The 13,756-nt window shown below is 63.8% G+C and carries 11 protein-coding genes; 3 read left to right on the forward strand and 8 right to left on the reverse strand.

All coding sequences use genetic code 11. The features are described from left to right. Positions 1-16 precede the first annotated feature (16 nt). From fabB to LB533_RS20865, 3 genes are all read left to right on the forward strand, one after another. The gene (gene fabB, locus LB533_RS20855) at positions 17-1,237 is read left to right on the forward strand and encodes a beta-ketoacyl-ACP synthase I (protein ID WP_140496770.1); all 1,221 of its coding nucleotides are present in this window, start codon (positions 17-19) and stop codon (positions 1,235-1,237) included. Positions 1,238-1,268: 31 nt separating this feature from the next. Further along, entirely contained in the window at positions 1,269-2,081 is an 813-nt protein-coding gene (gene fabI / locus LB533_RS20860; protein ID WP_140624823.1) for an enoyl-ACP reductase FabI, read from the forward strand. 126 nt (positions 2,082-2,207) lie between these two features. Next, positions 2,208-3,752 (forward strand): putative bifunctional diguanylate cyclase/phosphodiesterase, encoded by a 1,545-nt coding sequence (locus LB533_RS20865; RefSeq protein WP_140639958.1) that lies wholly within the window; start codon positions 2,208-2,210, stop codon positions 3,750-3,752. Positions 3,753-3,770: 18 nt separating this feature from the next. Here LB533_RS20865 and LB533_RS20870 read toward each other — a convergent pair whose 3' ends face one another. The 8 genes from LB533_RS20870 to LB533_RS20905 form a co-directional block, all read right to left on the reverse strand. Continuing rightward, positions 3,771-4,790, reverse strand: coding sequence for a class I SAM-dependent methyltransferase (locus tag LB533_RS20870; protein WP_224678155.1), 1,020 nt, complete (start codon positions 4,788-4,790; stop codon positions 3,771-3,773). Between the two features lie 69 nt (positions 4,791-4,859). Further along, positions 4,860-7,007, reverse strand: a complete 2,148-nt coding sequence (gene pnp, locus LB533_RS20875) for a polyribonucleotide nucleotidyltransferase (RefSeq protein ID WP_140550084.1) — start codon at positions 7,005-7,007, stop codon at positions 4,860-4,862. Between the two features lie 414 nt (positions 7,008-7,421). Beyond that, positions 7,422-7,691 carry a 30S ribosomal protein S15 gene (gene rpsO / locus LB533_RS20880; protein WP_140496780.1) on the reverse strand — a complete coding sequence of 90 codons (270 nt, stop codon included), beginning with the start codon at positions 7,689-7,691 and terminating at the stop codon, positions 7,422-7,424. A gap of 182 nt (positions 7,692-7,873) precedes the next feature. After that, the gene (gene corA, locus LB533_RS20885; protein ID WP_140639960.1) at positions 7,874-8,968 is read right to left on the reverse strand and encodes a magnesium/cobalt transporter CorA; all 1,095 of its coding nucleotides are present in this window, start codon (positions 8,966-8,968) and stop codon (positions 7,874-7,876) included. A gap of 45 nt (positions 8,969-9,013) precedes the next feature. Next, positions 9,014-9,985: a tRNA pseudouridine(55) synthase TruB gene (gene truB / locus LB533_RS20890; protein ID WP_140639961.1), complete on the reverse strand. Its 972-nt coding sequence runs from the start codon at positions 9,983-9,985 to the stop codon at positions 9,014-9,016. Next, a complete protein-coding gene (gene rbfA, locus LB533_RS20895) occupies positions 9,985-10,398 on the reverse strand; it encodes a 30S ribosome-binding factor RbfA (protein ID WP_140639962.1) in 414 nt (137 codons plus the stop codon). Before rbfA ends, truB begins: the two co-directional genes overlap by 1 nt. A 113-nt stretch (positions 10,399-10,511) precedes the next feature. Continuing rightward, positions 10,512-13,085 carry a translation initiation factor IF-2 gene (infB, locus tag LB533_RS20900; protein ID WP_140639963.1) on the reverse strand — a complete coding sequence of 858 codons (2,574 nt, stop codon included), beginning with the start codon at positions 13,083-13,085 and terminating at the stop codon, positions 10,512-10,514. Next, positions 13,082-13,732 (reverse strand): RNA-binding protein, encoded by a 651-nt coding sequence (locus tag LB533_RS20905; RefSeq protein WP_140640180.1) that lies wholly within the window; start codon positions 13,730-13,732, stop codon positions 13,082-13,084. The genes infB and LB533_RS20905 overlap by 4 nt, the downstream gene beginning before the upstream one ends. Positions 13,733-13,756 lie beyond the last annotated feature (24 nt).

Here is a 13,756-nt window from a genome sequence, read left to right on the forward strand (position 1 = left end):
CTGGAAGGAGTTGCGAATGAGACGTGTCGTAGTCACAGGCCTCGGCATCGTGTCGTCGATCGGCAACAATGCCAACGAGGTGCAAGCCTCGTTGCATGACGCCAAATCCGGCATCAGCTTCTCCGACTCCTTCGCCGAGCACGGTTTCCGCTGCCAGGTCTGGGGCGCGCCGACGCTCGATCCCAGCGCCATGATCGATCGCCGCGCAATGCGCTTCCTGAGCCAGGGTGCGGCCTGGAACCATGTCGCCATGGACCAGGCGATCGCCGATGCCGGCCTTGGCGAGAGCGACATCACCAATGAGCGCACCGGCATCGTCATGGGCTCGGGCGGGCCCTCCACCCGCACCATCGTCGAGGCGGCCGAAACCACGCTCAAGAACGGCAGCCCCAAGCGTATCGGCCCGTTCGCCGTGCCGAAGGCGATGTCGTCGACCGCGTCGGCGACGCTCGCCACGTGGTTCAAGATCCACGGCGTCAACTATTCGATCTCGTCGGCCTGTTCGACCTCGGCGCATTGCATCGGCAACGGCTACGAACTGATCCAGTGGGGCAAGCAGGACATGGTGTTCGCCGGCGGCCACGAAGATCTCGACTGGACGATGTCGGACCTGTTCGACGCCATGGGCGCCATGTCGTCGAAGTACAATGACAGGGCATCGGCCGCTTCCCGCGCATACGACGTCGATCGCGACGGCTTCGTCATCGCCGGCGGCGCCGGCGTGCTGGTGCTCGAGGAACTGGAGCATGCCAAGGCGCGTGGCGCCAAGATCTATGCAGAGATCGTCGGCTACGGCGCCACCTCGGACGGCTTCGACATGGTTGCGCCCTCGGGCGAAGGCGCCGTCCGCTGCATGCGGCAGGCGCTTGCGACCGTCACCACCCCGGTCGACTACATCAACACCCACGGCACCTCGACGCCGGTGGGGGATTCCCGCGAAATGGGCGCGATCCGCGAGGTGTTCGGCGAGAAGATGCCCTTCATTACCTCGACCAAATCGCTGACGGGCCATTCGCTGGGCGCCGCCGGCGTGCAGGAATCCATCTATTCGATCCTGATGATGCAAGGCGGCTTCATCGGCGAAAGCGCCCATATCGAGACTCTCGACCCCGAATTCGAGGGCATGCCGGTGGTGCGAAAGCGCATCGACAACGCCAGGATCGACACCGTTTTGTCCAATTCCTTCGGCTTTGGTGGCACCAACGCAACGCTGGTTTTCCAGCGCTATTCCGCATAAGGCCACGTTTTTTCCACGAGGATTGGCGATCATGGACGGATTGATGAAGGGCAAGCGCGGGCTTGTCATGGGCGTCGCCAACGATCATTCGATCGCCTGGGGCATAGCCCGGAAACTGTCCGAACATGGGGCCGAACTTGCCTTCACCTACCAGGGTGACGCCTTCGGCCGCCGAGTCAAACCGCTCGCCGACAAGCTCGGCGCGGCGCTGGTGGTTCCCTGCGACGTCGAGGACAGCGCCTCGGTCCGCGCCACCTTCGAGACTTTGGGCAAGGCCTGGGGTGGGCTCGACTTCGTGGTCCATGCCATCGGGTTTTCAGACAAGAATGAGCTCAAGGGCCTCTACGCCGACACCAGCCGAGACAATTTCGTCCGCACCATGGTCATCTCCTGCTACTCCTTCACCGAGGTCGCGCGCCACGCCGCGGCCCTGATGCAGGATGGCGGATCGATGATCACCCTGACCTATGCCGGTTCGGTGCGCGTCATGCCGAACTACAACGTCATGGGCGTCGCCAAGGCCGGCCTCGAGGCGAGCGTGCGCTATCTCGCCAACGATTACGGCCCGCGCGGCATCAGGGTGAACGGCATATCGGCGGGACCGGTGCGAACGCTTGCCGGCGCCGGGATTTCCGATGCGCGCCACATGTTCTCTTACCAGCAGCGCAATTCTCCGCTGCGCCGCACCGTGACCATTGACGAGGTCGGCGGCTCGGCTCTCTATCTCCTATCCGACCTCGCTTCCGGCGTCACCGGCGAAATCCACTATGTCGATTCAGGCTATCATATCGTTTCCATGCCGACGCTCGAGGAGCTGAAGCAGACGGATCGCGCGAGCGAATAGGCCATTTCGCGAAATGGTCTTTTCTCCTGTGAAGAAATAATTCCCTTCCAATAAAATTGGATGCATTCGCGGAAACTCATTTTAAGGGCCTATCCGCTACAAAGTCCCGCAATTTGGGGACTTTCAATGCCTGCCGTCAGCAACCCGAACCGCACACCGGTGTTCCGGCTGATCACCATAGCCAGTTCGGGCATTGGCAGTTTCATCCTCGGCATCTGGGGCCTGAAGCACGCGCTTGGCGACGGCTTTGCCGGCATGCCGGCGGACGTGATGGTGGCGATCATGGCTGCCCTTTGCGCGCTGGCGGCGGCGGGAGCCGCGATGTCTTTCTTCGCCGGCGTCGATGAATCGGCTGATTTCGTCTTCAACGAAACCCAGTTCGACAAGCTGACCGGATTGCTGGCGCGTCCGGCAATGGTCGGCAAAATCGCCGAGGCAGCCTGCGCGACGAGCCGCACCGGGGCCCCGATGTTCCTCATCGACATCGACATCGACCGGTTCAAGCAGATCAACGACGCGATCGGCTACAGCCAGGGCGACGAACTGATCCGCGCCTTCACCAAGAGGCTGCAGGCCTGCGTGCCCGAGCGCGTGCTGATCGGGCGCATCGGCGCCGGCGAGTTCGCGGTGCTGCTTCCGGATCATCAGATCCACGGCACGATGGAAGCTATGGTGGAGAGGCTCATCGACGAGATGATGGAGCCCTATGAGCTAAGCAGCCACCAGCAATCGGTGAGCCTGTCGGTGGGCATCGTGGCGATGCCCAAGGACGGTATCGACCCAGTCCTCATCCTGCGCCGCTCCAACCTGGCGCTGCAAAATGCGCGCGCCAGGGGAGTCGGCAACTGGTCGGTCTTCGATACCGAGATGGGGCGGGTCGCCGATCATCGCCAATGGGTCGAATCCGAGCTGCACATCGCATTCGAGCGCGGTGATTTCGACCTTCACTATCAGCCGCAGTTGGACCTGCCGAGCGGCCGCATCGTCGGCTATGAAGCGCTGATCCGCTGGAACCATCCAGAACGCGGCATGATCCCGCCTCTGGAGTTCATCCAGATCGCCGAGGAAACCGGCATGATCAATCCGATCGGCGAATGGGTTCTGCGCAAAGCATGCAGCGACGCCCGCCATTTGCCCGACGACTGCTTCGTCGCCGTCAACATCTCGCCGGTCCAGTTCATGACCAAGGACTTCATCGGCCTCGTGCGCGACACGATGCGGACCACCGGCATCAAGCCGTCGCGGCTGGAGCTGGAAGTCACCGAGACGGCCATGATGCAGGACCGCGACCGCGCCGCCGCCATCCTGAAAGAGCTTGCCGACATGGGCATCTCGGTTGCAGTCGACGATTTCGGGACCGGCTATTCCAATCTCAGCTACCTGATCGATTTCTCCTTCGGCAAGCTGAAGATCGACCGCTCCTTCGTCAGCCGCATCGATACGGATTCGAGCTCCGGCGCCGTCGTATCGACCATTGTCGGCCTCTCGCGAGCACTCGGCGTCAGTATCATTGCCGAGGGTGTCGAGACAGAGGACCAGGCGACACTGCTCAGGGCTGCCGGTTGCGAGGTGGTGCAAGGCTATCTGTTCGGCCGGCCCGCGCCGCTTGCAGTCATGGCCGGCGAGGGACATGTCGTCGAGGATTCGAGGCGCGTCGCCAATCTGCACTGAGTGCCAAGCCGTTGCGTGTCAGCGATGCGCGGAAAGAACCTTGAACATGCCGTCACGGGCGAGCTCGGCATGGCTGGAGAAGGCAGCGGCCAGCACGTGCTCGTAAGGTAGCTGGCGGTTCGCCACCATGTACAGCCGTGCTCCCGGCTTCAGCGCCTTTGCCGCTGCCCGGATCAGGCCGGCGCCGATCTCCGGTTCAGCCGCGCGGCTGCGATGAAAGGGCGGGTTCATGACGACCGCGTCGTAGCGACGCTCGACCGGCTCGCCCTGCAGGTCCGTCCAGAAGAAACCTTTCGCAACCGACTGGCTGGCCGTGGCAAGATTGGCTTTGGCGGCTTCGAGCGAAGCGAAATCCGCCTCATAGAGATCAAGTGCCGAGATGCCGGGCGAACGCGCTTCCATCTCCGCCGCCAGATAGCCCCAGCCGGCGCAGAAATCGGCGACATGGCCGCGCAGGTCGGCCGGAAGATGGTCCGCCAGCAACTTCGAACCGGCATCGACACGATCGAAGGAAAACATGCCGGGCGCCGTGCTGAAGCGGCCGTCGACCAGCCCGGCGGGATTGGCGGCACGCAGCGCTGCCGCCGCCTCCGTCCCGGCCGGCCGGCGAAGCCAGAAGGCGATGCCGTGATATTTGGGCAGATGGCCTTCGAGCGGCACAAGCTCGTCCATGCGCTTGCGCAGACTGGCGATGCCGTCATCCTTGCCGCCGGCAATGACGATCAATCCGCACTCGGCGACGCGCTCCAGCGCTTCCGCGATGCGCAGCTCGTTCTGGCCGCGATGGCGGCCCGCGAGCACCAGCGCGGCGTCAAAGCCATCACCCTCCGGTTGCGCGGTCACGGCGAACCCCGCAGCTTGCAGCGCGCGAAAGTGTGGCCGGAGGCCTTGCACCACGTGCAGCTCGGCGTCGAAGTCCCGCGGTGTCCGCAAGCCGGATTCGGCCCCGAGAAAAAGCATGCGCTCGCCCTTTCGCGGCAAGGCGACCGCCTCGGCCTCGAATGGATGGAACAGCGTCTTCAGCGCTTCAGCGGACATGCCTTTGCTCCATAAACGAAAGCGGGCGCGACATGAGCCGCGCCCGCTTCGATTTTTCCGTCAGCCCGTTCAGGCGGCGTTTTCTTCGCTCTCGGCCTTCTTGTCGCGAACGATTTCCTTGCCGGTAGCCTGGTCGACGACCTTCATCGACAGGCGGACCTTGCCGCGCTCGTCGAAGCCCATCAGCTTGACCCACACCTTGTCGCCTTCCTTGACGACGTCCGAAGTCTTGGCGACCCGGTCGTTGGCAAGCTGCGAGATGTGGACGAGGCCGTCACGCGGGCCGAAGAAGTTGACGAAGGCGCCGAAGTCGGCGGTCTTGACGACCGTGCCTTCGTAGATTTCGCCGACTTCCGGCTCGGCGACGATGGTGTGGATCCATTTCTTCGCCGCCTCGATCTCCTTGGCGTTCGCCGAAGCGATCTTGACCGTGCCGTCATCCTCGATATTGATCTTGGCGCCGGTCTTCTCGACGATCTCGCGGATGACCTTGCCGCCGGAACCGATCACGTCGCGGATCTTGTCGGTCGGGATGTGCATGACCTCGATGCGCGGCGCGAACTCGCCGAGCTCGGCGCGCGCGCCGGACAGCGCGTGGCCCATTTCGCCGAGAATATGCTGGCGACCGTCCTTGGCCTGGTCGAGAGCGATCTTCATGATCTCCTCGGTGATGCCTTCGATCTTGATGTCCATCTGCAAGGAGGTGATGCCGTTGGTGGTGCCGGCGACCTTGAAATCCATGTCGCCGAGGTGATCCTCGTCGCCCAGGATGTCGGAGAGCACGGCGAAGCGCTCACCTTCCTTGATCAGACCCATGGCGATACCCGCGACGGGCTTTGCCAGCGGCACGCCGGCGTCCATCAGCGCCAACGAGGTGCCGCAGACGGTTGCCATCGACGACGAGCCGTTGGACTCGGTGATCTCCGAGACGACGCGCAGCGTGTAGGGGAACTGGTCTGATGTCGGCAGCATCGGGCGGATGGCGCGCCAGGCGAGCTTGCCGTGGCCGATCTCGCGGCGGCCGGGCGAGCCCATGCGGCCGGTCTCGCCGACGGAATAGGGAGGGAAGTTGTAGTGGAGGAGGAACTTCTCCTTGTACATGCCGGTCAGGGAATCGACATACTGCTCGTCCTCGCCGGTGCCCAGCGTGGCGACGACCAGCGCCTGGGTCTCGCCGCGGGTGAACAGCGCCGAACCGTGGGTGCGCGGCAGGACGCCGACCTCGGACACGATCTTGCGCACGGTCTTCAGGTCACGGCCGTCGATGCGCGAACCGGTGTCGAGAATGTTCCAGCGCACGACCTTGGCCTGGAGCTCCTTGAATACGCTGCCGATCTGCTCGGAGGAATATTTCGGCTCTTCGCCTTCGGCCGGAGCGAAGGCCGCCTTGACCTTGGCCTTGACGGCGTCCACGGCGGCATAGCGCTTTTGCTTGTCGGTGATCTTGTACGCGTCGCGAAGCTCGTCGCCGACGATCTTCAGCATCTCGGCTTCGAGAGCGGAATAGTCCGGCGCGGTGAAGTCGCGCGGGTCCTTGGCGGCGACCTCGGCCAGCTTGATGATCGCGTCGATCACCGGTTGGAAACCGCGATGGCCGAACATGACCGCGCCGAGCATCAGGTCTTCGCCGAGTTCCTTGGCTTCGGACTCGACCATCAGCACGGCGTCGGCGGTGCCGGCGACGACGAGGTCGAGCTTGGATTCCTGCATCTCGTCGACATGCGGGTTGAGCACGTATTCGCCGTTGATGTAGCCGACGCGGGCGCCGCCGATCGGGCCCATGAAGGGCACACCCGACAGGGTCAGGGCCGCCGAGGTGGCGACGATCGACAGGATGTCCGGATCGTTCTCGAGATCATGCTGGACGACGGTGACGACGATCTGCGTGTCGTTCTTGTAGCCGTCGGCAAAGAGTGGGCGGATCGGGCGGTCGATGAGGCGCGAAACCAGCGTTTCCTTTTCGCTCGGACGGCCTTCACGCTTGAAATAGCCGCCTGGGATCTTGCCGGCGGCGTAGGTCTTTTCCTGGTAATTGACGGTCAGCGGAAAGAAGTCGAGGCCCGGCTTGGGCTCCTTCATCGAAACGACCGTGGCGAGAACCTTGGTCTCGCCGTAGGTGGCGAGCACGGCGCCGTCGGCCTGGCGCGCGATCTTGCCGGTTTCGAGGATGAGCGGGCGACCGCCCCATTCGATTTCCACTTTGTGGTGATTGAACATGTCTTGTCCTTCATATGAGGAAAAGGCCGCGCCGTTTCAGCGTGCGCGGGTGCCCTTTCCCCTGGCTTCCTTTCTCGGGCAGCCACGGGCAAGACAACGGGAAGCTCGATCCATGTCGGCCGGATGGCCGCACGAGCGTCCTGCAATCCTGCCCCATGACCGTCCATGGGGTGGCTTCGAGGGGGCCCTCTGCACGCTCGAAACCGGATTTGGCCAATCGATCCGACTGGCCCTGCGCATGACCCCACAAGCAGCGGCTTGCGGAATGCGTCACGCGCAAACTCAACTTGTTGGAGCGTCCGTCCGGCATCCGGATGGGTGCGCGGCGCTCCAGTACCTGCATTCGAGATCGGATTGGTCCGGTGCTCAAATGCGCGACCGGCGGGCCCTTGCGAGGGCCCGCCGGTCAATTCGTCAACGGCGCAGGCCGAGCTTCTCGATCAGCGTCTGGTAGCGCGTGTCGTCCTTGCGCTTGAGATAATCAAGCAGGCTGCGGCGCTGGGAGACGAGAGCGAGCAGACCACGGCGGGAATGGTTATCCTTCTTGTGGTCCTTGAAATGGTCGGTCAGGTTCTTGATGCGCTCGGAAAGGATGGCCACCTGAACTTCCGGAGACCCGGTGTCGCCCTTGGCGGTTGCGAATTCAGTCATCAATTCCTGTTTGCGCTCGGCAGTGATCGACATCGTGTTTTTCCTTATCTGTTCGAGGAAACGGGTCGCCCTCAGCCGGGATGTCGTCCAGCAGGGGCCGGTGCAAAGCAGAGCGTCATAGCGCTAAGCTGCGGCGCATATAGTGCAATTCCCAAGAAAACACCAGCCCAATTCACGAAGCCGGCTTTTCACGCCAAAACGGCAAGTTATCGCCGTCAAAGCCATTTCTTCCATTTGAAGAAGGCAATCAGCCCAATCGCGACCACGGCCATGAACAACAGCGACAAGGGATAGCCGTAATAGGCCTTCAGCTCCGGCATGTTCCAGGGCGACGTCTCCGGATCGAAATTCATGCCCCAGACGCCGACCAGAAACGTGAGCGGCATGAAGATGACCGACACGATCGTCAGATAGGAGATGACCTCGTTGGTGCGTGCCTGGCTCAGCGACAGATGCATCTCGATCAGGCCGGTCAGCATGTCGCGCTGGTTCTCGACCAACTCGATCAGCCGCAGCGCGTGGTCGAGCGTATCATTCAGGAAAACCTTGGTTTCAGCCTTCACATAGGACACGTCGTTGCGGATCAGCGTCGCCAGCGCGTCGCGCATCGGCCACAGCACCCCCTTCAGCACATTGGCGTCGTGCCGCAATCCATGAAGCTGCTGCATCTGATGCTTGTGCGGCGCGTGCAGCATCTGGTCCTCGATGCTGTCGACGAGTTCGCCGGCCGCCTCGATCGGCGGAAAGTAGCTGTCGACGATGGCGTCGATCAGCGCATAGGCGAGATAGTCGGCGCCACGGGCGCGCAGCCGGTTCGGCGCCGAGCTTTCGATGCGCTTGCGCACCGGATCGAACGGATCGCCTTCACGCTCCTGGAAGGTGACGACGAAATTCTTGCCAAGGAAGACGGCGATCTGCTCGTAGCGGTGCGAGGCGACGTCGTCGATCACCCGCATGACCACGAAAGCGTGATCTTCGAAGAAATCCACCTTCGGCCGCTGGCCTGTGTTGACGACGTCTTCCAGCGCCAGCGGATGCAGGTTGAAGATGCGGCCGATCTCCTCGATCAGCTCGATATTGGCGAGGCCGGTGCAGTCCAGCCAGATGACTGGCCACTTTTCGCAATTGGCATTGACGTCGTCGATGCTGGCATTGTCGATCGTTTTGGACTTTTGCGGCGAGATCAGGGTGAGCCGCAGTTCCGAGCGTCGCGCCGCGGGATCGGCGATCAGCGTGCCGGGAGATGCGCCTACCGGCGGCCGCCTGGTCCTGAACGGCGCCCGTGTCTTGATCGCCTCAACCTTTGCCATGCGGTCCCTCGGATAGATATCGCATAGAGATCAGATGAGGGGTTCTCACCCGGCAAAAACCCGTTTGGGCTTGAACATGCCCTGCTCGACGGCGCCGATGGCCACCAGCTTGCCGCGCGCGGTCGCGCAGGCTTCTTCGGCCTCCACCGGCGCGTCGCGGCCGCGGATGATGACGGGGTTGCCGAGGCGGATCTTCGTCGCCGCATCGTCGCTGATGGCGATCTGCGGCAGGCAGTCGAGTGCTGCCGAGGTGTCGACAAGCAGTGCATCGATCGCGCCAAAATCGATCGCCGCTTCTATCGTATCGGGGGACGGTTCCTGTGTGCCATGACCCTGCTCGCCGAAGCGCGCCGCCTCCAGTTCGGCGACGGTGACGAAATCCTCGGCAGTGAACGGCTCGACCTCGATCCGGCGCAGTTCAGAAATATGGCCGAAGCAGCCGAGATCGCGGCCCATATCGCGGGCCAGCGAGCGCACATAGGTGCCCTTGCCGCATTCGACCTCGAAAACCGTATGATCGGCCCCTTGCTCGACGATGTCGAGGCGGCCGATTTCGATCTCGCGCGCGGGAATATCGACCGTCTCGCCGTCGCGGGCGAGATCATAGGCGCGTTCGCCCGCGATCTTGATGGCCGAGAATTGCGGCGGCGTCTGCATGATGACGCCGGTGTATTTCGATAGCAGCGCCCGCACTTCGGCCTCCGCGGGACGCCGATCGGAGTCCCTCGTCACCGGACCCTCGAGGTCGTCGGTCGAGCGCTCCTGCCCCCAGGCGACAGTGAAGCGGTAGATCTTGGCGCCGTCCTGAACGTAGGGCACGGTCTTGGTGGCTTCACCGAGCGCGATCGGCAGCATGCCGGAAGCGAGCGGATCGAGTGTGCCGGCGTGGCCGGCCTTCTCCGCCTGGAACAGCCACTTGATCTTGGAGACGGCCTCGGTCGAGCCCATGCCGACCGGCTTGTCCAGCACCACCCAGCCCGAGACCGGCCGGCCCTTCTTCTTGCCGCGGCGCGCCATTATTCGCTGTCCTTATCGTCGTCGTCCGCATCCAGATCGCGCGACACTTCCGGCGATTTCAAGAGATCGTTGATCCTGGCGAAATTATCGAAGGAGGTGTCGAGCCGGAAGCGAAACTCGGGCATGTACTTCATCTGCCGCAGCGCGCCGGAGACACGGCCGCGGATGAACTTGGCATGCTTGTTGAGCGCCTCGACCACCGCGCCGGCGTCCGTGGCGCCGAGCGGCGAGATGAAGGCGGTTGCGATCTTGAGGTCGGGCGACATACGCACTTCCGAGACCGAAACCACGGCATTCTCGACCAGCGGATCGATGATCTCGCCGCGCTGCAAGGTTTCAGACAGCGCATGGCGCACCTGCTCGCCGACGCGCAGCATGCGCTGGGATGGGCCTGATGTGGTCGAACGGGGCATTTTTCTCGATCCTGAAAGCGTGGGGCACGGGATAGGACCGTGCCTCATGTCTCAAATATTAGCCAGGCGGCGGCCTCTCGGCCACCGCCTGGCATGACGGACGTCATACGAACTCAGAGCGTGCGGGTTACCATCTCGACGCGGAAGCACTCGATGATGTCGCCGACGCGCATGTCCTCGTAGTTCTGGAAGGCCATGCCGCATTCCTGGCCGCCCGGGACTTCCGAAACCTCGTCCTTGAAGCGCTTCAGCGTCTTCAGCGTGCCTTCGTGGATGACGACGTTGTCGCGGATCAGGCGCACGCCCGCGCCACGCTCGACCTTGCCTTCGGTGACACGGCAGCCGGCGATCTTGCCGACCTTGGTGATGTCGAAGATCTCGAGGATCTGCGCATTGCCGATGAAGGTCTCGCGACGCTCCGGCGAGAGCATACCTGACAGAGCCGCCTTCACGTCATCAACGAGGTTGTAGATGATCGAGTAGTAGCGGATCTCGATGCCCGCGGCCGCGGCGGCGGCGCGTGCCTGCACATTGGCGCGGACGTTGAAACCGATGATCGCCGCACCCGACGTCTCCGCCAGCGACACGTCGCTTTCGGTGATGGCGCCGGCGCCGGCATGGACGATGCGCGCACGCACCTCGTCGGTGCCGAGCTTGTCGAGCGCCGCGTTGATCGCCTCGATCGAACCCTGCACGTCGCCCTTGATGACCAGCGGGAACTCCTTCAGTCCGCTCGTCTGCAGCTGCGACATCATCTGTTCGAGCGAACCGCGCTGGCCGGCATGGCGGGCAACCGCCTTCTCGCGGGCCAGACGCTGGCGATATTCGGTGATCTCGCGGGCGCGGGCCTCGTTGTTGACCACCGCGAAGCGGTCGCCGGCCTGCGGCGTGCCCTGGAGGCCCAGCACCTCGACCGGCATCGCCGGCGGCGCTTCCTTGACGTGTTCGCCACGATCATCGACCAGCGCGCGCACACGGCCCCATTCATTGCCGGCGACAAGGATGTCGCCCGGCATCAGCGTGCCGGTCTGCACCAGCACGGTGGCGACGGGGCCACGGCCCTTGTCGAGCTGCGCCTCGATGACGACGCCCTCGGCGGTGCGGTCCGGATTGGCCTTGAGGTCGAGGATTTCGGCCTGCAGCAGGATCGCTTCGAGCAGCTTGTCGAGATTGGTGCCCTTGGTCGCCGACACTTCGACGTCCAGCACCTCGCCGCCCATCGATTCCACGAACACCTCGTGGCGCAACAGCTCGGAGCGCACTTTCTGCGGATCGGCGTCATGCTTGTCGATCTTGTTGATCGCCACGATGATCGGAACGCCGGCCGCCTTGGCATGGCTGATCGATTCGATCGTCTGCGGCATCACGCTGTCGTCGGCCGCCACCACCAGGATGGCAATGTCGGTGGCCTGGGCGCCGCGGGCGCGCATGGCCGTGAAGGCGGCGTGGCCGGGCGTGTCGATGAAGGTGATCTTCTGGCCGTTCTTCTCGACCTGATAGGCGCCGATATGCTGGGTGATGCCGCCGGCCTCGCCGGAGACGACATTGGCGTTGCGGATCGCGTCGAGCAGCGAGGTCTTGCCGTGGTCGACATGGCCCATGATGGTCACGACAGGCGGCCGCGACACCAGGTCTTCCGGACGGTCGGCGATGTTGAACAGGCCTTCCTCGATGTCGGACTCGGCGACGCGGCGGACCGTGTGGCCGAATTCGGTGGCGACCAGTTCCGCCGTGTCGGCGTCGATGACGTCGCCCGGCTTCAGGATCTGACCCTGCTTCATGAAGAACTTGACCACATCGACAGCGCGCTCGGACATGCGCTGCGCCAGTTCCTGGATAGTGATGGTTTCGGGCAGGATCACTTCGCGCATAACCTTCTCGCGCGGCTCATTGTGCATCGCGCGCTTGAACTTTTCCTGGCGGCGGCGCATCGACGACAGCGAACGGGCCCGCGCATCCTCGTCGGAAAGCGCGGAGTTCAAAGTCAGCTTGCCGCGACGGCGGTCTTCCTCGCCCTTGGTCGGCTTGGCCGGACGCGCCACTTCGGGCGTCACCAGACGGCGCACCGGCGCACCGGCGCCAGTCCGCTTCGGCTTGACCTCTTCTTCCTCGTCGGCGGTCGCCAGTTCGGCGGCCTGGGGCGCGCGGCGGCGTGCCTCTTCCTCGGCGCGGCGGCGGGATTCGGCCTCGGCCTGCAACCGCGCTTCTTCCTCGGCCTGGCGGCGTGCGGATTCCTCGCGCTCGCGCTTGCGGCGCTCCTCATCCTCGGCGCGGCGCTTGGCTTCCTCGACGGCGCGCTGGCGGTCCTCGACCTCGCGCGCCTTGGAGCCTTCGAGCGCCCTGCGGCGCGCTTCCATTTCGCTGCGCGACAGCTCGTTCAACACCATGCCGCTACGCTCGACCGGTGCCGGCGGAGGTGGAGGCGGTGCCTTGGGTGCCTCCTGCACGACGGGAGCCGCCGCGACCGCCGGCTTCGGGGTGAACACGGGGGCCACCACCGCCGGCTCCGGCTTGTCGCCGGGCAGCGAGAATTTGCGCTTCTTGGTCTCGACCACGACCGACTTGGTGCGGCCGTGCGAGAAGTTCTGGCGCACTGTGCCCTGTTCCATGCCGGGGCGCTTCAGCGTCAAGGTCTTCTTCGGCGTAACACTCAACGTCTTGTCGTCGCCCGATTTCGTATCGCTCATTCCATATCCTCTGCGGCCTCATCTTCGTCAGCAACGGCCGCAAGCATTGCCAGATCGTCCGGGGTACCGCCCCGATATCGGTCGAGCGCAACCATGCGCTTCTGGACCGCCTTACCCGCGTCTCCCGCGAGGACGGCAGCATGTATCACATTTGTACCCCCCAATGCCAAGCTCAACTCAGCCTCGGAGAAAAGTTTGTAGGCAAGGATGGAGGGGCCGCCAATATGGACGGTCGCCCGCCGCGCCTGGCTGATCTTGCGCACACCATCGTCTGAGGCTTCGGTCGCGTGGAGCACGAAAAGCGCCAATCCACCGCGCACCGCGCTCTCCACCTTGGTGGCGCCCAGCGCGATCGCCCCTGCCTTGCGAGCGAGACCCAGCATGCCAAGGGCGGATCTGGAAAGCAGCCCATCGACCATGCCGCCGAGGTCGGGCGGCACGACCACCTGTGCCTTGAAGGCGCGGGCGAAGAGGTTCTTCGCCGCCGCCTTGTCGATATGTAGGCGGTCGGCGCTCACCCAGCAACCACGGCCGGGCAGATTTCTCTTGAGATCCGGAACGACGGCCGAATCCGGGCCGATGACAAACCGGATCAGTTCATCCGGTTCGGCCTGCTTGCGGGTGACGATGCAGGTGCGATCGTTCATCTCGTCCAAGGGCGGGTTCTGTGC

It is taken from the genome of Mesorhizobium sp. BR1-1-13 (assembly GCF_020165515.1).
Taxonomy (GTDB): Bacteria; Pseudomonadota; Alphaproteobacteria; order Rhizobiales; family Rhizobiaceae; genus Mesorhizobium.

Excerpts from the sequence above, each read along its gene's own strand:
- fabB (WP_140496770.1), top strand. The coding sequence starts at position 17 with ATGAGACGTGTCGTAGTCACAGGCCTCGGCATCGTGTCGTCGATCGGC.
- fabI (WP_140624823.1), top strand. The coding sequence starts at position 1,269 with ATGGACGGATTGATGAAGGGCAAGCGCGGGCTTGTCATGGGCGTCGCC.
- LB533_RS20865 (WP_140639958.1), top strand. The coding sequence starts at position 2,208 with ATGCCTGCCGTCAGCAACCCGAACCGCACACCGGTGTTCCGGCTGATC.
- LB533_RS20870 (WP_224678155.1), bottom strand. The coding sequence starts at position 4,790 with ATGTCCGCTGAAGCGCTGAAGACGCTGTTCCATCCATTCGAGGCCGAG.
- pnp (WP_140550084.1), bottom strand. The coding sequence starts at position 7,007 with ATGTTCAATCACCACAAAGTGGAAATCGAATGGGGCGGTCGCCCGCTC.
- rpsO (WP_140496780.1), bottom strand. The coding sequence starts at position 7,691 with ATGTCGATCACTGCCGAGCGCAAACAGGAATTGATGACTGAATTCGCA.
- corA (WP_140639960.1), bottom strand. The coding sequence starts at position 8,968 with ATGGCAAAGGTTGAGGCGATCAAGACACGGGCGCCGTTCAGGACCAGG.
- truB (WP_140639961.1), bottom strand. The coding sequence starts at position 9,985 with ATGGCGCGCCGCGGCAAGAAGAAGGGCCGGCCGGTCTCGGGCTGGGTG.
- rbfA (WP_140639962.1), bottom strand. The coding sequence starts at position 10,398 with ATGCCCCGTTCGACCACATCAGGCCCATCCCAGCGCATGCTGCGCGTC.
- infB (WP_140639963.1), bottom strand. The coding sequence starts at position 13,085 with ATGAGCGATACGAAATCGGGCGACGACAAGACGTTGAGTGTTACGCCG.
- LB533_RS20905 (WP_140640180.1), bottom strand. The coding sequence starts at position 13,732 with ATGAACGATCGCACCTGCATCGTCACCCGCAAGCAGGCCGAACCGGAT.